Raw genomic sequence first — 19333 nt, forward strand, 5'->3', positions numbered from 1 at the left:
CATTTCATATATAGTTGAACTATTGATTAAAGGATTAATATCTATCTGTATATTAGGTGAGCACATGATATCCCGCCAGGTTTGCTTAGGACTAGCATTAACGATACCTGTTTTTGTCTCTGCTCAAGAAAACTCTCTAGACCAGCTGATGTCGATGAGCCTTGAAGAGTTGTCTATGTTAGATGTCGAAATGGAAACGGCTTCGAAAGTGACACAAAAACTTACCGAGATTTGTGTCAACCAAGAGTCCGTATATGTGAGGATCTCTCATGAATTCTAAGTGGCTCAAGTACCGTATTAAGCTCGGTTTTACGAAACTCAGCCTTGCCACTATAGCTATGTTTATTGTGCCTTTGAATACATCGGCGGCTAGTTTCAAGCCTTATGAAGTGAAAGCGGTGTACCTTTTTAGAATTGCGAATTTTATACGTTGGAATGATGAAAGCTCAATGAACGCTGTGAACTTTTGTGTGATTGGCGATGAAAAGGTAAGCCAAGTGCTAACGTCAATTACCGAGGGGAAATCTATTCGTTCGCTCGCTATCCGAGTTCAACAGTCGATTACTTCTAAGTGTGATATTACGTATTTGTCTGACCGTAAAAATGACCAATTTCTTAGTCAAGAGCACTCGCCACATACTGTGACAATCAGTGATATCCCTAACTTTACGGACTTAGGTGGAATCATTGAACTCACGCACATCGATAATAAGCTCAAACCTAAGATCAATCTAGAGAACGCAAGGCGCGGTGACTACGTCATTGGCTCGAACCTGTTACGAATCGCTATAGTGGAGGGCCAATAATGTTGTCTTTCATTAATAACATATCGATTAAAAACAAGCTGATATTACCCATTATCATCTTCATCGCAGTCACTTTTGTAACGATCCAATCGGTAAATTACACTGTCACGTTTGAGAGAGAGAAAGAGAGTCTTATTCAGCGTGTTAAAGTGCTAGCACAAGGTGTTGCTTATAACTTGCAAGCCGCGATTTTATTTGAAGACAAGTCATCGGCTCAGGAAATATTGTCAGCTTTCGTCGCAGATAAAGATATTGTTAGAGTGAAGCTCTATGACATCAACGAACAGCTTTTTGCCAGCTATCAGGTGAGCAACACTCTGGTTCCAAGGCCAAACGCAGAAGAATTAGACGATATCGCCGATCATCAATTTGCCATCTCTGAGCATTTCATCTTCTTGCTCGTTCCAGTGACACTGGATGGCGCAGTGATCGCGAACTTGAGAGTAACAATATCGAAAGAGACGTTTAATTCGATCTTAACGAATATTTTCAAGGTTGCGGTCGTCTACCTGTTGTTTCTGGTGATGTTAGGCGGAGTAGTGGTCAAATTGGTGCAACGCTTGATTATCGAACCGATGTTTGACCTCAATGAGGCGATGCAAGCCTTTGTTGAGCGTCGTTCGAAGCAGCCTAAATTAGTCGTAACGAACCGCGATGAAATCGGCGATCTGGTTCGAGCTTTCAATACCATGTTAGAAAGGCTTCAACATCGCGATAACCAAATCAATTTTACGTTAGACAAGTTACAAGAAGAAAAATCATTCGCAAATGAGGTCATTGAAACCGTTCAGCACTCTTTGTTGGTGGTGGATGAAAAAGGGCTCATTCTTCATGCGAACGCAGCTACTCGGGATATTTTTAAATGCTCGGAAGCCTTTCTTGAGAATTTGTTGATCCAAGAGTTGATCGCGACCAAGCAAACGGGTTACTTACAAGATGTTATTGATGCCAATATTGAACTTAATGACGAATTGCTGGAAACCACCGATCTCTTTCAATCAAAACGCTGGCTTCGTGTGAGCAGTCGTTCTTTGACAAAACATGGTCGTATTCTTTATGCAATCCAAGATGTCACCGACATAGAAACGGCCATGAGTCGCCAACGTATTGCTGCGGGTGTTTTCGAAAACAGCAAAGACGGCTTGATCGTGCTCAACTCATCCAATGTGATAACCATGGTTAACCCGGCGATCACACAACTTCTCGGTTATCACTCTGATCTGCTGGTGGGCAAAACACCATTTGAAGTATTTTCGTGGCAGCAATTTTCATCATTGATGCCGACAATTCGCAGTTCGTTAGACAACTATGGTCAATGGCAAGGCGAAGTGTGGGAGAAAAGCGCGTCCGGCACGTTAGTTCCAATGTTTGTCAAAGTGAATCGAATTGCCTCAGACAACGAGAAAGACGAGTTTGATATGGTATTAACGCTGTCTGATTTATCCAACGTTAAAGAGATGGAAAGACTCGAACACTTGGCTCATCACGATGCATTAACCGGGTTAGCGAATAGAGCGCAGCTGTATAAGGTTATGGATGATGTTGTCACGTCGAGCCACTATTCAAATCAGCATTTTGCGGTTATTTACTTGGATTTGGATGGCTTCAAAGAAGTGAATGACAACTATGGTCACGATGCGGGTGACGAAATCCTTAAAGAAGTGTCAAGCCGGTTATTATCTCAGGTAAGAGCGGGGGATTTGGTTGCACGTTTGTCGGGTGATGAATTTGTTCTTATTATTAAACAGACAAACAAAGTCTTATTAGCGAAGTTAGCCGAGCGATTGTTGGATCTGATCGGGCAAGAAGTGAATTATAAACAGCGTTCACTTCATGTTGGGGCGAGCTTAGGTATCAATTTAGTTGATGGCTCAGAGCGTGATATTGACGTGATTCTAAAGGTTGCTGATGAGGCTATGTACCAAGCGAAACGCAAAGGAAAAGGTCAGTTTGTGTTCGCTCGTGAGGGTAAATAGGCACCGGTGTTTGTGAGCTCACCCTAAGTTGTTGTATCATAAGTGATAGGTTGAATATTTTTAATTAAAAGGTCTGCTAAGCATGAATGTTTTAGTTACAGGTGGCATGGGTTACATTGGTAGCCATACAAGTATCCAGATGATCAACGCAGGTATGACACCTGTACTTTTTGATAGCTTGTACAACAGCAAACCAAGCGTTCTAGAGCGCATCGAAAAAGTCTCGGGCGTTCGTCCCAACTTCATTGAAGGTGACGTTCGTGATAAAGCGCTTTTGACTGAAACTATGAAGCAACACAACATCGAAGCGGTTATCCATTTTGCTGGTCTGAAAGCCGTCGGAGAGTCTGTGGAAAAGCCTCTTGAATACTACGACAACAACGTAAACGGCACTTTAGTTCTTGTTGATGCAATGCGTGATGCGGGTGTAAAAACCTTGGTATTTAGCTCTTCAGCAACGGTATACGGTGATCCTGCAAGTGTGCCAATTACTGAAGACTTCCCAACAAGCGCTACCAACCCATATGGTCGTAGTAAACTAATGGTTGAAGAGTGTTTAACCGATTTCCAAAAAGCCAATCCTGATTGGAGCATTACACTGCTGCGTTACTTTAACCCTGTAGGTTCACATCCAAGTGGTGAGCTAGGTGAAGACCCGCAAGGTATCCCAAATAACCTAATGCCATTTGTCTCTCAAGTAGCAGTGGGCCGCCGTGAATTCCTATCTGTATTTGGTAGCGATTATCCAACAAAAGACGGGACTGGCGTTCGCGATTACATCCACGTAATGGATCTGTCTGATGGCCACATCGCAGCGCTTGAGAAAGTAGGGTGCAAAGACGGTCTTCATATCTACAACCTTGGTACGGGTAACGGTTCAAGTGTGTTAGACATGGTTAAAGCATTCGAACAAGCAAGCGGTAAAGAGATCCCTTACAAGCTAGTTGAACGCCGTCCTGGTGACATCGCAGAGTGTTGGGCAGATCCAGCTAAAGCTCAGAAAGAACTGGGCTGGAATGCAAGCCGCACATTGGCTGAAATGACCGAAGATACATGGCGCTGGCAGTCAACAAACCCGAATGGATTCCCTGGTTAACCTAGTGGTTTCGTGAATGATTCAAAAATTAAAAGATGCTTTCGGGCATCTTTTTTGATCTTAATCGAATAAAAAGTAAATTAGTGGTTAAAAAGTATCATTCTGTATCCGCTGTGTTATTATGCTCGCGAATTATATGTTTAATGTTAATTTTCTTTGGAGTTAATCATGGAACTAGGCCTAATCATCACTTTCATCGTTGCTGCTGCAGTAATGGTTAAAAAAGAGATGGCAGAGAAGTAATTTCACTTATTACCTTTTTTATACAATTTTTTAGTGAAATAATAAAAGCCAGCATTTAGCTGGCTTTTTAGTATCTGCAATTCAGTTTTTTAACGAATTAGAATTCGTATTTAGCTGTAATTGACCAGTTACGACCTGCTTGCGTGTAATCTTTATCTTCTTGTGAGAATCCACGAACGTCATTCCACGAGTAGTACTCTTCATCCGTAACGTTGAAGAGACCTGCTCTAAGCGTAAGATCCTTCATCGGCAAGTAGTATGCTGTTAGGTCAACTACAGTTGCTGAATCAATTGGTAGAATTTCATCATTCAAACCATCGCTGTTGATATCACTAGACTTCTTACCTGCTGTGTAGCTTATGTTAAGTGATGTACCCCATAGTGCTGAAGGAGCATCATAGTTAAAACCAACGACAGCGTTCCAAGGGTTTACACTGTTAAGAGGATTACCTTCGCCATCTTCACCTTCAGTATACGTTGCAGAAACACGAGTACTAACACCTTTCACTGGCATGAAGCTATTCCAAGACTGTGTATTTGACGCTTCGATACCTTTAATTACGGCTTCATCAATGTTTACATTCTGATATATTGTTGGATCGGCCGGAGTGGCTGAGCCACTAACTGCTACGTTATCAATAAAGTTATCATAATCGCTGTAGAAGATAGCGATTTCGCTTGATGAATAATTTGTGTTATGACGCCAACCTAACTCGTATGAAATACTTTCTTCAGCTTCTAAGTCAGGGTTAGGGGCATTCAAATAACCGTGAGCAGGATTACCAAATGAGTAGTAAAGCTCTTGGAAATCAGGAGCTCTAAAGCCTTGGCTGATTTGACCGAAGATCTTATTTTCATCATTAAGCGTGTAAGTTGTACCCAAACGTCCGGTAACAGCTGAGTCTGAATATTTTGCATAAGACTCTTCTGGGTTACCACTTGGGTTTTGACTTGTATCACCTGGATCAGTTTCAAAACCATCAAAACGAACACCCGGAGTAATCATCCAATTTCCGATCGTCATTTCATTTTGAGCAAAGAATCCATATTTTCTTTCAGATGCGGCAGGGATGTAGAAAATAACTTGGTCTGCGCTGATGGAGTTATATTCGTTATTAACGTTTTTAATGTCTTTGTCCGAATATGAAGCGCCATAGATAAAGTAGTTTTCTACATTACCCATCATGAAGAACTTATCGAATTGCACATCAAATTGATAACCTTCATCCTCGTAGATATAGTCCTTTTTCTGAACATTACCTGCCGGAGGTAGGAACATACCGCCATTAGAAGTACGATTAGTTACGCCATTCTCTTCTTTGCTCAGCCAGTCAGCTTGCCAAGTAATAGTATCTGCAAACGCTAGGTCAGCATCCCAAATATGTTTGATACCGATTTGCTGTTGGCTAGTTCTGTCTTCGCCAGTGTAGTCGGTGTAACTTGCACTATTTAAATCGGTATCACCAGAATTCTCAATGAAGTTACCAGAAAACTCTAAACGGTGTTGTTCGTTTAATTGGTACTGAAGCTTAACCAACAAGTTGTTGTTCTGAGTATCTTGCTCATCAGGTGTACCAAAGTTATCAGTTTGCTCACCGTCTCTGCGAGTATAAGCAACTAACGTTTCTAGGTCGCCAATACGATTTGCTAAAGCAACCGATTCGCTAAAGGTATTATCAGATGAAGAGTAGTTGAACTTCGCGTGGCCACCGAAGTCTTTGTCTTTTAAAAAGTCACTCGGGTCTTTTGTTTCGAACGCAGCAATACCACCAATCGCGTCAGAACCATACAGAGAAGAAGCCGCACCTTTAACAATCTCGACAGACTTCAACATATCCGTATCGACATCAATGCGTGAAGAGTTAATGAAGTTATATGACTGAGTACCACTTGGAGTAAATTGGCTAGTTTGTGATACTCCATCAACGATAACCTTTACTCGGTTACCTTCCATACCACGAATGTTAATACCTTGAATCCCTTGGCGAGAATTCGTAGTCACCGTGACACCTGGTGTGTACTTAAATAAGTCTTCTACATCCGTAACCATGTTTTTTTCGATATCTTTATCGTTAATCACAGTTACCGACGCAGCAACATCTTCAAGTTGTTGATTAGTACGAGTCGAAGATACAACAACCTCGTCAAATAGGGCATAATCTTCAGCAAAGGCTGATGTTGATGAAAGCGCTAAAACGATTGAAGCAGAGAGCAGGGATTGCTTATACATCTGATAGTTACCTTAGTTCCATAGTATTATCTTGATTTGCGAAATATAATATTGGATCTAAATGATAATTACTATTATTTGCATTTAATTAATTTTCAACTTTATCAACTAATTCATAATTAATGCTCTTAATCACTTGTATTAAAAAGACTTATTCAGTTCCATTCATTCTGTGAATGCTTCTGTTTTTGTGATGTAAATCTCAATTTATAGTAGGAAAGCTATGCATAGCCCAATAACACTTGAAGCATTACACATACTAGATACTATCGATCGTCGTGGAAGTTTCGCCGCAGCAGCGAATGAAATGGACCGAGCGCCATCATCATTGAGTTACCAAATTCAGAAGTTGGAGCAAGATCTAGACATCATGATTTTTGATCGGTCTGGGCATCGTGCAAATTTCACGGAAGCGGGGCAGTTAATACTAGAACAAGGCAGGATAATTCTTGGTGCGACTGAACAACTCGTTAACGATGCGAGTATTCTTGCTAATGGTTGGGAGCTAGATCTAACTATCGCCTTTGATGGCATTATTCCGATTAGTAATTTTTTCTCACTGGTTGATGAACTAGGTAAAATCAGTAAAACACGCGTTCGTTTACAAGAAGAAATCTTAGCTGGATGTTGGGAATCTCTGGCCGATGGCCGAGCTGACTTACTTGTGTGCCCAAAGCTTGATACGATTCCAAACGACATTAAAAGTGACGTAATAGGTAAAATAGAAATGGTTTGGGTGGCAGCATCAAACCATTATGTTCACAAACGTTCTGGTGAGTTCGACCCGAAGGCCAGAGAAAGTTACAGGGTTATTGCCATTGCAGACACCGCACGCGATCAGCCAGCACTAAGCATCAATATTCTAGAGAAACAGCCACGTTTAACCGTGACAAGCTTTCCTGCGAAAGTAGAGGCTTTGACATCAGGACTAGGGATTGGCACCTTACCGAATAGTGTCGCTAAACCTTTGATTGAATCTTGCGTACTACAGCAGATCTCCGGTACAGAACCACAACCGATCGATATTGTTATGGCTTGGCGACGCAACAAAATGGGCGACGCCAAGTCTTGGTGTATCCAACATCTTAAAAAGACATGGGCGTTAAAGTAACGGTAACACCATATCTGCAGTACCATCTTCAAAACTGATATCTAGCTTAAAACCGAGCTTTTGAGCTAGTGTCAGCATCCCTCTATTGGTTGGCATCGTCATACCCGACATCTGCTTGGTCTGCTTCGCACGGCAGTAATCGATAACCTTGGTCATAAGAATGCGACCTAGACCAACACCTTTAAGGTCAGAACGAATCAATATTGCGAATTCGGCGTCTGTGTTCTCAGGGTTAATCAGCGCACGGGACACGCCGATGATCGCTGGAACGCCTTGTTCCTCGCGAACGACCACAAAGGCGATTTCTCTATCGAAATCAATCTGAGTGAAATTCGCCAACGTCTCATGATTGAATTCACCGACATCACTAAAGAAACGCTTATAGAGATCTTCCTTAGACACACGGTTAATGAAGTCAGCATGAAGCGGTTCATCTTCGGGAAGAATAGGGCGTAACAACACTTCGGTTCCATCTTTTAGCTGGATACGTTCTTCAAGCTCGACCGGATAAGGGCGAATCGCAAGACGTTCCTGTGGATCGCCTTCGTACGCTTTCAAGATGATATCGGCATCTAATATCGTGAACTTGTCACCATTGGCCAGTACTGGATGGATATCCAGATCATGTATTTCAGGGCAATCCACTACCATTTGCGATATACGTACCAATAACTCAGACAAACCTTCTATATCGATGGGGTTAGGGAGTTTTTGTAGACGAATCTTGCCGCTTTTTATCGCTCGAATAATCAAGTAACGCGCCAGTGTCATGTTGAGCGGTGGAAAAGCAGCTGCGGCATCAATCGACTCATCCCACTCCGAACCACCTTGTCCAAGTAATATGATTGGGCCGAAGGTTTCGTCTGTTGTAACCTTAATACGCAACTCTTGGCCGCCCGCGAGCTTAGCCATACCTTGAATTAACAAGCCGTGGATGTTTGCTGTAGGGAAGGATAATTGAGAACGATCGAGAATTGCCTGAGCCGCATTGGCAACTTCACTGCTGTTTCGCAAATTGAGCATCACGCCTTGTACGTCTGACTTATGTGCAATATCCGGCGAACGTAATTTTACTGCGACGGGATAACCGATCGTTTCAGCGATGTGTACCGCTTCACTTGGGTCAGAAGCGATCCAAGTTGGTAACACATCGAGGTTGAAGCTCTTGAAAAACTGACTGTTTTGGTGAGTATCAAGGCTGACTGTATCTTTATCCAGTAGTTTTCTTTCTATCCAACCTTTCGCATCTGCTAGATCTTCAATGTGTACTTTTTCTGCAGTGGTCGGCGTTTCCATTAACTGACGTTGGTTACGTCTGTACTCGACTAAGTGCATGAATGCGACCACAGAGCTTTCAGGGGTCCGATAAGTTGGGAAACCCGCTTCGGTAAACAGCTTTCGTGCGGGCCTTGCTGTTAGCTCACCAGACCAATTCGTCAGGATGTTAAAGCGCTTGTGGCGAGGGTGCTTCTTAATCGCTTCAATAATTCGTTCTGCCGTTTTAGCAGAATGTGCGACCGCTGAAGGGCTGTGCATGATAAGAATCGCGTCTGCTTCATCGCCATCGAGTAAGATGTTTATAGTGTCGATATAACGTTGATCACCAGCGTCGCCGACAATATCGATAGGATTGCTATGAGACCAACTCGATGGCAAAACCTTGTTCAACTTATCAAGTGTCTCTTCTGAAAACTCTGCGAGCTTACCACCGCGGTCAAATAGGGTGTCCACAGCCATAATCGCAGGGCCGCCACCATTAGTAACAATAGCCAAGCGCTCGCCTCGCAATGGTACTGAATGAGTCAGTGTTTCTACCGCAGCAAACAGTTCATGTAAGTTCTTAACTCGTAGCATGCCGCTGCGTCGGATTGCGGAATCATAAATAATATCTAATGTGTCGGCACCGCCAGTGTGAGCCATTGCTGCGGCTCTGCCTTTCGCCGTTCGACCGCCTTTCAACACCAAAATTCGTCGGTTACGCGAAGCCGCACGCGCTGCAGAAATAAAGCGCCTCGCATCAGTAATGCTGTCTACATAAAGCAATATCGCTTCGGTGTGAGAGTCGGTACTGAGATAATCCAATAACTCCGAGAATTCGATATCGCTACCATTGCCTATAGAGACAAACGCCGAAAAACCGATCTCTTTGTCATTAGCCCAATCGAGAATAGTGGTACACACAGCTGCCGACTGAGAAACAAAGGCGATCTTACCGGGTAATGCTGTCACTGGAGAGAATGAGGCGTTCAAATTTAACCAAGGGACAATCACCCCCAAACTATTGGAACCCAACACTCGAATGTTGTGCTTTTTGGCAATCGCTAGGCATCGTTCATCATACGTCTCACCATTATCGCTTTCTTGCTGCATGTCTGAAGAAAGTACAATGACAGAGGCTATACCTTTCTCAGCCAGTTCTTCAAAAATAGCGACATTACGGGTCGCATTGGTACACAAGATTGCGAGGTCAGGAACAATCGGTAACGACAAAATGTTCTTGTAAGAAAGCACACCGGCCACTGAATCATATTTCGGCGTAACCGGCATCACCGCACCTTTAAAATCCCCATGCAACAAATTGTTCATAACAATATATCCTGCGCGTGTTTCTCGTTGAGAAGCACCAACAACAGCGATTGAACGGGGTTTAAGTAGGGGATCAAGATGATTCATAGACATATCCTAGCAATGCACGTAAGTTCATCGTAACTTACTTTGCACTCACAGGTTGATGGCAAATTCACCGAATTCAGATGAATAAGCAAACACTGCATAAAGTTTGTGAAATAGGTCACCCACTAATGGTGTATAATCCCAAAGTTAACTTGATTCTAAACCGACGTATCGGCATGATTTATAGTAATTATTATTAAGGATATAGAGCTTTCCATGAAAAAATTTGCAATTGTGACTTTGCCACTGCTCTTGGCTGCGTGTGTATCTGACGACTACGTTACCAATGTCACTTCAGATAGTTATCAAGAAGAGTACAAAACGGCAAAAGTTGAAGCTCCAGTTGTATCTCAATCTGAGCAAACAAGCGTTGTTGAAGAAAATGTTGTCAACGTTATCAGAACCGAACCTGTTGAACAGAAAGTCGCTCAAACGACTAAAGCTAAGCCAGTTGCAGTAGTGACAGGCCCAACCAAGAAACAACAAGACATGAACCAACGTTTTGGTTACACAGTTCAAGTTGTTGCTGTTGGCAGCCAAAGTAAAGTCGATTCTTTCGTGAAAATGCTACCTACGACTTCTCAACCAGTTTGGGAAAACTACAAAATGGTTAACGGCACTAAGTGGTTCACGGTACTTTATGGTGACTACGCAACACGCTTAGAAGCTAAAAAGGCAATCTCAACACTGCCGAACACTTTCCAAAACTTGAAGCCGTTCGTTAAGAGCATTGATGACATCAAGAACTCTGAATACCCAACGCTTAACAAGTTGAACTAAGTTTTGATTCATAAAGAAGGGGCAAATGCTCCTTCTTTTGTTTTAAGACTCGCTGTTTTGTTTAATAGTTAATCGCTCGATCTTTCGAACGCAATTTTAACAATCAAAACACTGTACCTATCTCGACTTTTGTTTATCATTGAAGTCAGTACTCCTAGTTTCAAGGACCGAATTTACCCATGAACACCACAAACATCCTTCTACTTTGCGGCGGTGGATCTTCAGAGCATGAAGTATCTTTAGTTTCAGCCAATTACCTTTTTGAACAACTTAATAGCGTTGCAGATTTTAACGTTGTAAGAGTTGAAATTAAGAACGAAGGCTGGTGTCTTGATTCAGGTGAATTGGTTTATCTTGATATTAACGACCAAACCTTACGCGGTGACAATTTAGCATCTAAAGTCGATTTCATTGTGCCTTGCATACACGGTTTCCCAGGTGAAACAGGTGACATTCAATCACTGTTTGAAATGGCTAAAATTCCATACCTAGGTTGTGGTCCAGAAGCAAGCAACAACAGCTTTAACAAAATCACGTCAAAGCTTTGGTACGACGCACTTGGTATTCCAAACACGCCGTACCTGTTCTTATCAGACAACAATGATCAAGCTCACTCACAAGCAACTCAAGCATTTGAAAAGTGGGGTAAAGTGTTTGTGAAAGCGGCTCGTCAAGGTTCTTCTGTAGGTTGTTACCAAGTTAACCAAGTAGAAGATTTAAGCGAGGCTATCAACAAGGCGTTCACTTTCTCGGACCAAGTATTGGTTGAGAAATCAGTGGTGCCTAGAGAGCTAGAAATTGCTGCTTATGAAATCGATGGCGAGCTACACATCAGCAAGCCGGGTGAGGTGATTGCACCGAATGGCGCATTTTACTCTTACGAAGAGAAGTACAGTGCAGACAGCCACTCGATCACTGAAGTTGAAGCAAGTAATTTAACTGACGAACAGCGTGAATTGATTGCAGACAGCGCACGAAAAGTCTTCACCCAGATGAAGCTTCGTCACTTGTCTCGTATCGACTTCTTTTTAACGCAAGACAACGAAATCTACCTGAACGAAGTCAACACCTTCCCAGGTATGACGCCAATCTCCATGTTCCCTAAAATGGTTGAGCATGACGGCCACAAATTCAGCCAGTTCTTAGAAAACTGCGTGAGAACAAGCCTTTCTTAGGTTTCTAACTCGTTTTCGTTCACTTAGAGCTGAACCAACAAGTGCCTTGAGCTTTCGCCAAGGCGCTTTTTGTTTTTAACGCTAACCGTTTTTACAAATATCGTTTTAACCATAACTTATATCAAAATAGTAATATCCAAGTAATCTGCGACCCGTCATTGCCAAGGTATTAACGCCTTAAACTTCATCTTCTCACTATCAGCCGTTCCCGTGAAACCGACATATTGAGCTGGCATTGCCGGGCTAAGCCAACGACCAAAGTCCTGAATCTCTCTCACCTTAAGACCTTGTTTCGACAACTCTTGTGCAGCACCAACACGAATCGAATTTCCAGAGAAATGGTGATTTTCTGGCAGTTGAAGTAAGTCGCTAGCTCTTCTCAATATCCTATAGATGGACGAATCATCTAAAGGCTGCAAACCAATATTCTCATGCTTGTCTATCGCACGAAATACTGGCAAGTCATCTTGTATACCAGTAAACGAAAGCCAACGTTGAAGTGCAACACTGGCTATTTGTGACAACTGATAAGCCGAATCTTTGACTGTTACTTGGTAATGATCTTCAACGCACTCAACATCACTCATCGATAACAACTTAAGCTCTGAGCGCTTTAAAGCACACTCGAACATCACGTTATAAATAGCAATGTCTCTGATCTCTTTCAGGTTTGCTTTCTCATGGGAGAGTAACGTATTCAAATCAGTGAGATGCACAGATGTCATAGCATTGGTTTGTTTAGCGTCACCGGCCATTTGAGATTGTAAGTGGAGTAGGGTAAAGCGAACTTGCCTGTGCTTGATCGGGTTAGCAAAGCTCAACACAGTATGTAACATGCTAAGCGTTGCAGTGTAACGTTTTAGCGATGCGTATTTTCTATCGTTAGACTCCGTTTCAAGAAAACGACGAACAGCGGTTATAGATGCGGGAAGTGTGTTAATACGATGTTTGGTACAGAACGCATGATAGCGATTCCAATCACTGTAAATGCCCAACAGTGAATTGCGAGAGTATTGAAATCCTGTCAACTCATCTATAATTTCTATTGTCGCGTTGCTGTTTAATTTTTCAACAAATGAATTAATTATCACAGAGTCAGTTAAAATAGGGACTTTTTTTCTCAAATTACCATACCTCGACAGGTGTTTTTACCATATTATGCTTGATATCATTATTAGTATACTTATGATTAATGCAGTGAAAACAGAAAGATGATTAATAGATATGGCTAATTCAATTTACCGAAGCGTCCATCTTCAATCGATAGATGCTAACAACACAGTTTGGCGTGCTAAGTTAAAAAACAACGTTATTCAGGGCAACCTAGCTGCCGTGAAAAAGAGTATTGATTGGTGGATTGATACCGCATCTATTATTGATCCAAAAGAATTCATGTCATTAAATAAGTCGAGAGGAACTGGTGGCTCGACTGAAAACTTCAACGGCTACCAAATCAAGAATGACACCGGTGAGCCTAATGCGTGGTATTGCATGTTTAACGGTCGCTTAATCAAAGGCGGCAAGGTTGCAATCCAACGCCATATAGAAGCTTACTTACTCGCAAAACAAAAAGCAGAGCAACAAAAGAAGTAAATTATGAGCCTAGTATATTCAACAGAAACAGGTCGCATTAAGCCTGAAGAAGAGAAAGTCCAACGTCCTAAAGGCGACGGTATCGTTCGAATCCAAAAAGAAACCAAAGGCCGTAAAGGCAAAGGCGTTTCTGTCGTAACTGGCTTAGACCTAGATGACGCACCATTAAAACTAATGGCAGCAGAACTCAAGAAAGTTTGCGGCTGCGGTGGCTCAGTAAAAGATGGCAACATCGAAATTCAAGGTGACGCGCGCGACAAGATCAAAGCGCACCTTGAAAAGAAAGGCTACAAAGTTAAATTTGCTGGCGGTTAATCTCTAACTAATACCAGGGTTAAAATCGAAGATTATTATCACTGGTTATTAGGTATTTTATGGTAAATAGCCAGTATGGTTAAATACACAGTATAAATTAGAGAATATCGGCACAATACAAAGGCAGGGCATCACACAAAGATACCTGCCTTATAAACATCAAAATCCATTTAACATAACGTACATAATACGCACTTAGGCTAGTTTGATTTTGAGGGGCTTTCTAGGCTCATACAGAGCTTCTGAACGTTGTTACTGACAAGGTTTTACGTGCATGTTCCATTGCTTGTTGGTCTGTCTCATATGGACCATAGATTTTTACGGTGTGGTTTTCATCTCCATCAACGTTTGTAACTGACATGAACCAGTCACCAACCAAGAATATCTCATCAGCAAGTTCATTCACTTCTTGGAAGTTTAAGCCAACAACATTCGACACCATACATTGAACTTGGTTTGTATCATCTCGATAGCCAAGCATCTGTACATGGTTTTTGTTGGACTCACTCATGAGCAGCATTTCTTTTAGTAACTCTAAGCTGTCGAAGACTTTTTTGTACTGGCGCTTGGCAACTACATCATTGGCATCATCAACGGCTTTATCTACATCGTTGTGTAACCAGTTAATGACTTCTTGGAGTTCATCAGATTTCATGACTTGATCTTCCATTATTTCATCGACCTCACGAGCTTAATGCCGAAGCGTTTTAATTCCAGTCCACCGAAGTTATTCACGGTAAAGCTTGAGCTATCAAGTTCGTAGTTTCCTGATTTATATGCAGATTGGTCGTCTTGTAACGATAGCTTCATTTCGACTGGGAACTTACCACCTAGATATGCATATCCGACTTGTTCTCTTATCGTTCTAGCTTGTTTACCATCTTTGCCTGGTAATGTTCTTGTGATTGGTTGTTCATGTTCTGGGAAGATTTCTACTTTCAACATATCTTTTCCTTAAGCTACGTAAGCTTTAAACGGCAGCACGTTTGATTGCGCAGCCTTTGGTAGTTGATACCAAGCTGGTACCAGTAATGGTTGAACTTCTATTTCTTTCGAACGCTTCAACGTTGGACACATTCTAGAGACATCGAACTGTTGACCGATATCGATACCGATTTTTTTCAATCTGGCTTTATGTTCATAGAACTGAGAGCGATTCAGTGTTTCTCTAAGGTCAGTGCCGTTCTGCCATAACGTAAAGTAATTCATGGTTGTATTTGCTTTGCGAACTGTATCGACAACTCCACAAGATAAAAGTTGTTGAGCTATCGTTTCGTGGTGATCATGTGAGACTGATATTGTGTTCATAGCATTCTCGAAGTTTTGTAAGTGTGGTAAGAAGTCATGCTCTTTTACGTAGCCGTAAAATTGCAGGTTGTATCTCTTCAACAACTTCTGCCTTAAGCTACTTTCTAGTCGAACGACTCCATTTTTTTCACAGTATTCAATTAGTTGATTGATATAACTAAGTGTATCAGCGTCTAGATTTTTGACTTTTTTCATGTGACGGCGTAACTCGACGCCTTTTGTATATAGCTTAATTACCTCCCATTCTGACCCCTCGCCCCAGTAGCAACTAGTACCATCCGGATAGAGTTTTGGTTTACGACCGCGTCCCATTTGGATTGAGGACATTCCTCGTATAAAAGATTGTTCACTGCCCTTGCCTACTGACATGTTTCGAGTCCAGTCGATACTCGTAATTTCAGCCCCATCACCTACAAGTGAAGAAGCTTTACCATCAGGGGATTGTCTATGTGATAGGCGGGTATTTTTTGTAAATGGCGGTAGGTCATATTTGGATAAAATATGGTTATAGATTTCCACACACTGCTCGATAGTTTCGAGTCCAAAAAGATTGTCCTGACGCTGCCAGCGAGATGGGTTTCCTTCAACTCTTACACGGTATCCATCACATCTAATCGTCAACTTTGTACTGAAAGAACCTTCAAGTATTTTTTGATTCACTGAGGGAGGTAGTTTCTCACCAGTTTCCAAATCAACTCGCTCAATAACATGACGACCAACAAGCGGAAGCCCGCCTGAATGATGATCTTGTTGCATGAATAAACGGTCGATAAAGAACAATGTAAAAACCCTGTCAACTATGATTTATCACAGCTTAAACTTTACTTTTAGACATGTAAAGTCGAGGTATGAAAAATAGCATGTATAATTATTAAAAATGATATTCACAGGAGTTTCGGATGCTTAAAGATGTACTTAAAACTAGGCGAGACCTACTAAATTTAAAACAAAGTGATGTTGCAGAGTTTGTTGGTGTGACCCCCCAAACATATATGAAATGGGAAAATGGGAAGAACGAACCTAAGGCTAGTAATATCAAAAACTTAGCCGAAATCTTAAAAGTTAGTGAAATGGAGATTTGCCGTGGTGAACTATTCGACGTTGATGCTCACGAACAAGTAGAGTTCATGAAAACTGTTGCATCGATGCAAAGGTATATTGATAGTGTCACCTTTACATCAATTCTTCACAAATTCATTTTAGATAAAAATGAATTTCTCTCTGAACTAGATTTAATGATGCGAAAGCAGCACGGTATAAACATCAAAGACATGGAAAATGTGCCAGATGAGGTTTCGTTTAAAGCTCAAGAAAAAGCAGAGCTAAGTGGTGAGTCTAACTGGGAAAGGTTACCGTAATCCGGAATTCCGGACTTAATTCGGGTGTTATTCGGGTGTTACAGGAACCCGAACCTGAGAGAGCCAGTTTTGCGCGCTACGCTTGCCTCCCAAAACCTGCCTCTCTCTCATCATGATTGGGGGGTTGGATAGTTCGCTTATATACCAAGAGTGAACTAGTTAACCACCGACTGACGCACTGCGTTTGTCTACTCATTTGCTCTCTACAAGCAAGCTTATAGCAGAGCAAATCGAGATGATTGATATATGGTTTTTATAAGCAAGAGGTGTAATTAAAGTAGATTCCTCGAACTTGATTCGTAGTCATATTTCAGAAGAAAGATATAATAGCCACATCTACATGACAGTAGACTAAAAAAAAGCCCTGAACATAAGGCTCAGGGCTTTCCAAGGAGGTTATCTATATGAAATACCTAGCGAACTTATTGTTAGCAATAGCTGCTGTTATTAGTGCAGTAGCAAATTTACTTAAAGCTTTATAGGTAGAATCTAATCATTAAAAGCCCGAAGAATTGCGCTCTTTGGGCTTTCTTTTGCCCAGTAATCATAAGACTATCTAATCGTTAAAACAAGAACCCACGTATTATGCAAATTATGTTACGGGCTTCAATCATAAAACGATTCTCACGATGAGCATTAAAAAAGGCCAGCAAGCTGACCTTTCTAATTGAGCATATCCCTCGCCCACGTTTGATTTCATTCAGGCTTTCAGCAAACCTCTAAACATAATTTAGACCCATAATACGCACTTAGACTGTAAGCCCCAGATAGTAATGTCACTATTTTCTAAAGCTATTCTTTTCATCGTTTCCCTTTAACCCTTAATACAACTGGTGTCTCAAGCATATTGAGTTCATCAGCATTCTCTAAACGCTGTTTTAACCCAATCATTATTGTTCCGTCTGTCTAACTTACATCTTCTTGTACTAATGATTCACCGCGCAGTGTGCAAACCTTGTGGGCATTGCTGTCGTTTCTTTTTCAGATTTTACACACGCCACCGTGTTTCTTGTTGGCTATACACGTTGAACTCTGTTTTGATGAGTTATCCACTAGCCAGTTAAGTTTTCTCACACGAGCTCGTCTGTAAGTTTCCATGCTGAATTTTTTTAACTCAACTTGCAGCTCGCAATAAAGTTTGTGTTTGTTGGTTAGATTATTGGATTACTCTGTGTGTTCCTCAGATCTACATAATGTCATGAACAGACTTGTTCAAATCGGTTAAGTCACTTTACCTAAACCACAAACATCCACGCTCGCGGTTACTTGCCGTTAGATCATCAATAGTTTTGACTGATAATCTATAAGGCTATTTAGTCTTCGACTCTTAACACGACGTTGCCCTGCTCTAGCAGATCAGAAATCGCTTGTTGGTACGCTTCTTCGACAAGAGTTTGTTCCAAACGCGCTCATAATTAGGTAAGACTTGCTGCCGAAAGATAGTCGATACGCCGAAGCTCAATTCACCCTCAATACGGTGTCGTCGAATGGTGACCAATTTGGCCTCAGTCCATGAAGGCACTGGTTTGGTGGGACGTTGAGAATGAAGTACTTTTTTCTTTTTTCACCATGTCGAACCCTCGTCTTCGTAGACCATCAGCCTACCAGAGGTGGCAAAAACGCTTTACTGTTTACTCAGCAAAAATCGACGTAAATCTCGATCAGCGCGCATGACAAACAAGATGTACACTTTGTCACCTTCTTGCTTGTAGAAAACCCGGCATGGATTCACTACGACTTCGCGATAATTGAGGTGATCGAGCTCAGGAGGCAGACGCCCTGACTCAGGAAAATCGACAAGGCGTTCGACTTTGTCGAAGACGTTTTGAACGAGTTGTTTGGCTGCGACCAAATTTTCAAGAGCAATGTATTCCGCGATATCGTTAAGGTCAGATAACGCGGGCTCACTCCAAATCACTTCAGCCATTTTGACATCTTGTCTTTGGCTTCGTCATGACTCAGTGCCTTGCCTTCAGAAATGGCACGCTCACCACGTGCGATCCCTTCGAGGATAGCCAAGCGGTTTTGCATAAACTGATAGTCATCGACGTCAACCAAATATGCAGAAGGTTTGCCATGCTCGGTGATCAACACGGGCTCTTTGGTGTCGTGTAGGTCGGCGAGGATTTTAGTCGCTTGACGCTTAAGGGAAGTAACGAGCTCGACTTTCATGAGAATAACTCCAACTGAAGATTAAAGTGATACTATTGTATCACTCTTAATCTTACAAGTTTAGCGCATAAAAATACCGGGTATTACACCATACTCAATCATTTTACTTATATTCTTCCAGAATGTTAGCTCAACCCTTTTAACGTGAGCGCTTTCATAATGCAGTAAAAGTTCATCCGCGTACTTGATGCTGTGTGTATCTGTGATCCTATGGTAAGCCACTCTCATAAACAGTCCAGCGAAAGCTACTAATATTAAATACCAAGCCAAATTAGGAAGACCAATCGTTAATTCAAAGAGTTCTGTCGTCGTGACTAGTGAGATGAGTGCCACACATAAAAAAGCGGCGGGTAAGGCTGACACCATATACAAGGTGAAGTTTTTTAGTGGTCTATAAAAGTACTCTCGCAATCGCTTTGTGTCATCAACGTATTGCTCTTTGAAGCGAAACTTTCCTTCTTCACAAACCAAGTACTGACCAGGGCAAGATTACGAAG

At 41.8% G+C, this 19333-nt stretch carries 18 protein-coding genes; 10 read left to right on the forward strand and 8 right to left on the reverse strand.

Annotated elements, in window-relative coordinates; translation table 11 throughout:
• Positions 1-64: 64 nt before the first annotated feature.
• From AB4209_RS05115 to galE, 4 genes are all read left to right on the forward strand, one after another.
• Positions 65-280: a hypothetical protein gene (locus tag AB4209_RS05115; protein ID WP_102394477.1), complete on the forward strand. Its 216-nt coding sequence runs from the start codon at positions 65-67 to the stop codon at positions 278-280.
• Complete coding sequence (locus AB4209_RS05120; RefSeq protein WP_372055049.1) at positions 270-806, forward strand: YfiR family protein; 537 nt, start codon at positions 270-272, stop codon at positions 804-806. Before AB4209_RS05115 ends, AB4209_RS05120 begins: the two co-directional genes overlap by 11 nt.
• On the forward strand, positions 806-2782 hold the full coding sequence (locus tag AB4209_RS05125; protein WP_372055051.1) for a diguanylate cyclase domain-containing protein: 1977 nt from the start codon (positions 806-808) through the stop codon (positions 2780-2782). The genes AB4209_RS05120 and AB4209_RS05125 overlap by 1 nt, the downstream gene beginning before the upstream one ends.
• 82 nt (positions 2783-2864) lie before the next feature.
• Entirely contained in the window at positions 2865-3878 is a 1014-nt protein-coding gene (gene galE / locus AB4209_RS05130; RefSeq protein WP_017060088.1) for a UDP-glucose 4-epimerase GalE, read from the forward strand.
• 340 nt (positions 3879-4218) lie between these two features.
• Here galE and AB4209_RS05135 read toward each other — a convergent pair whose 3' ends face one another.
• Positions 4219-6351, reverse strand: a complete 2133-nt coding sequence (locus tag AB4209_RS05135; RefSeq protein ID WP_372055053.1) for a TonB-dependent hemoglobin/transferrin/lactoferrin family receptor — start codon at positions 6349-6351, stop codon at positions 4219-4221.
• 223 nt (positions 6352-6574) lie between these two features.
• Here AB4209_RS05135 and AB4209_RS05140 point away from each other — a divergent pair, with 223 nt between their 5' ends.
• A complete protein-coding gene (locus AB4209_RS05140; protein WP_372055055.1) occupies positions 6575-7462 on the forward strand; it encodes a LysR family transcriptional regulator in 888 nt (295 codons plus the stop codon).
• Here AB4209_RS05140 and AB4209_RS05145 read toward each other — a convergent pair.
• Positions 7454-10135, reverse strand: coding sequence for a GNAT family N-acetyltransferase (locus tag AB4209_RS05145; RefSeq protein WP_372055057.1), 2682 nt, complete (start codon positions 10133-10135; stop codon positions 7454-7456). The two genes, AB4209_RS05140 and AB4209_RS05145, sit on opposite strands and share 9 nt — an antisense overlap.
• Positions 10136-10351: 216 nt before the next feature.
• Here AB4209_RS05145 and AB4209_RS05150 point away from each other — a divergent pair, with 216 nt between their 5' ends.
• Both AB4209_RS05150 and AB4209_RS05155 read left to right on the forward strand, forming a co-directional pair.
• The gene (locus AB4209_RS05150; RefSeq protein ID WP_017060092.1) at positions 10352-10915 is read left to right on the forward strand and encodes an SPOR domain-containing protein; all 564 of its coding nucleotides are present in this window, start codon (positions 10352-10354) and stop codon (positions 10913-10915) included.
• Between the two features lie 179 nt (positions 10916-11094).
• The gene (locus AB4209_RS05155) at positions 11095-12090 is read left to right on the forward strand and encodes a D-alanine--D-alanine ligase (RefSeq protein ID WP_017064584.1); all 996 of its coding nucleotides are present in this window, start codon (positions 11095-11097) and stop codon (positions 12088-12090) included.
• A 155-nt stretch (positions 12091-12245) separates the two neighbouring features.
• On the opposite strand, the gene AB4209_RS05160 is transcribed toward AB4209_RS05155, so the two are convergent.
• Positions 12246-13214, reverse strand: a complete 969-nt coding sequence (locus AB4209_RS05160; RefSeq protein WP_372055059.1) for a tyrosine-type recombinase/integrase — start codon at positions 13212-13214, stop codon at positions 12246-12248.
• 100 nt (positions 13215-13314) lie between these two features.
• Between AB4209_RS05160 and AB4209_RS05165 the strand changes: the two genes are divergently transcribed.
• Complete coding sequence (locus tag AB4209_RS05165) at positions 13315-13683, forward strand: DUF3319 domain-containing protein (protein WP_017060095.1); 369 nt, start codon at positions 13315-13317, stop codon at positions 13681-13683.
• Between the two features lie 3 nt (positions 13684-13686).
• Positions 13687-13998: a stress response translation initiation inhibitor YciH gene (yciH, locus tag AB4209_RS05170; RefSeq protein ID WP_008221404.1), complete on the forward strand. Its 312-nt coding sequence runs from the start codon at positions 13687-13689 to the stop codon at positions 13996-13998.
• A 229-nt stretch (positions 13999-14227) separates the two neighbouring features.
• On the opposite strand, the gene AB4209_RS05175 is transcribed toward yciH, so the two are convergent.
• The 3 genes from AB4209_RS05175 to AB4209_RS05185 are packed head-to-tail and all read right to left on the reverse strand — an operon-like array spanning position 14228 to position 16086.
• Positions 14228-14653 carry a hypothetical protein gene (locus AB4209_RS05175; protein WP_372055061.1) on the reverse strand — a complete coding sequence of 142 codons (426 nt, stop codon included), beginning with the start codon at positions 14651-14653 and terminating at the stop codon, positions 14228-14230.
• Positions 14654-14667: 14 nt separating this feature from the next.
• Positions 14668-14943, reverse strand: coding sequence for a G5P family DNA-binding protein (locus AB4209_RS05180; RefSeq protein ID WP_016796579.1), 276 nt, complete (start codon positions 14941-14943; stop codon positions 14668-14670).
• Positions 14944-14952: 9 nt separating this feature from the next.
• Positions 14953-16086 (reverse strand): phage/plasmid replication protein, II/X family, encoded by a 1134-nt coding sequence (locus tag AB4209_RS05185; RefSeq protein ID WP_086716350.1) that lies wholly within the window; start codon positions 16084-16086, stop codon positions 14953-14955.
• A gap of 119 nt (positions 16087-16205) precedes the next feature.
• Between AB4209_RS05185 and AB4209_RS05190 the strand changes: the two genes are divergently transcribed.
• A complete protein-coding gene (locus AB4209_RS05190) occupies positions 16206-16664 on the forward strand; it encodes a helix-turn-helix transcriptional regulator (protein ID WP_372055063.1) in 459 nt (152 codons plus the stop codon).
• 1624 nt (positions 16665-18288) lie between these two features.
• Here AB4209_RS05190 and AB4209_RS05195 read toward each other — a convergent pair.
• Together AB4209_RS05195 and AB4209_RS05200 are read right to left on the reverse strand one after the other, a co-directional pair.
• Positions 18289-18591, reverse strand: a complete 303-nt coding sequence (locus tag AB4209_RS05195; RefSeq protein WP_108194665.1) for a type II toxin-antitoxin system RelE/ParE family toxin — start codon at positions 18589-18591, stop codon at positions 18289-18291.
• Positions 18579-18836, reverse strand: coding sequence for a type II toxin-antitoxin system Phd/YefM family antitoxin (locus AB4209_RS05200; RefSeq protein ID WP_016787072.1), 258 nt, complete (start codon positions 18834-18836; stop codon positions 18579-18581). Before AB4209_RS05200 ends, AB4209_RS05195 begins: the two co-directional genes overlap by 13 nt.
• Positions 18837-19333 lie beyond the last annotated feature (497 nt).

It is taken from the genome of Vibrio sp. 10N.286.48.C11, from assembly GCF_041469805.1.
Lineage (GTDB): Bacteria > Pseudomonadota > Gammaproteobacteria > Enterobacterales > Vibrionaceae > Vibrio > Vibrio crassostreae_C.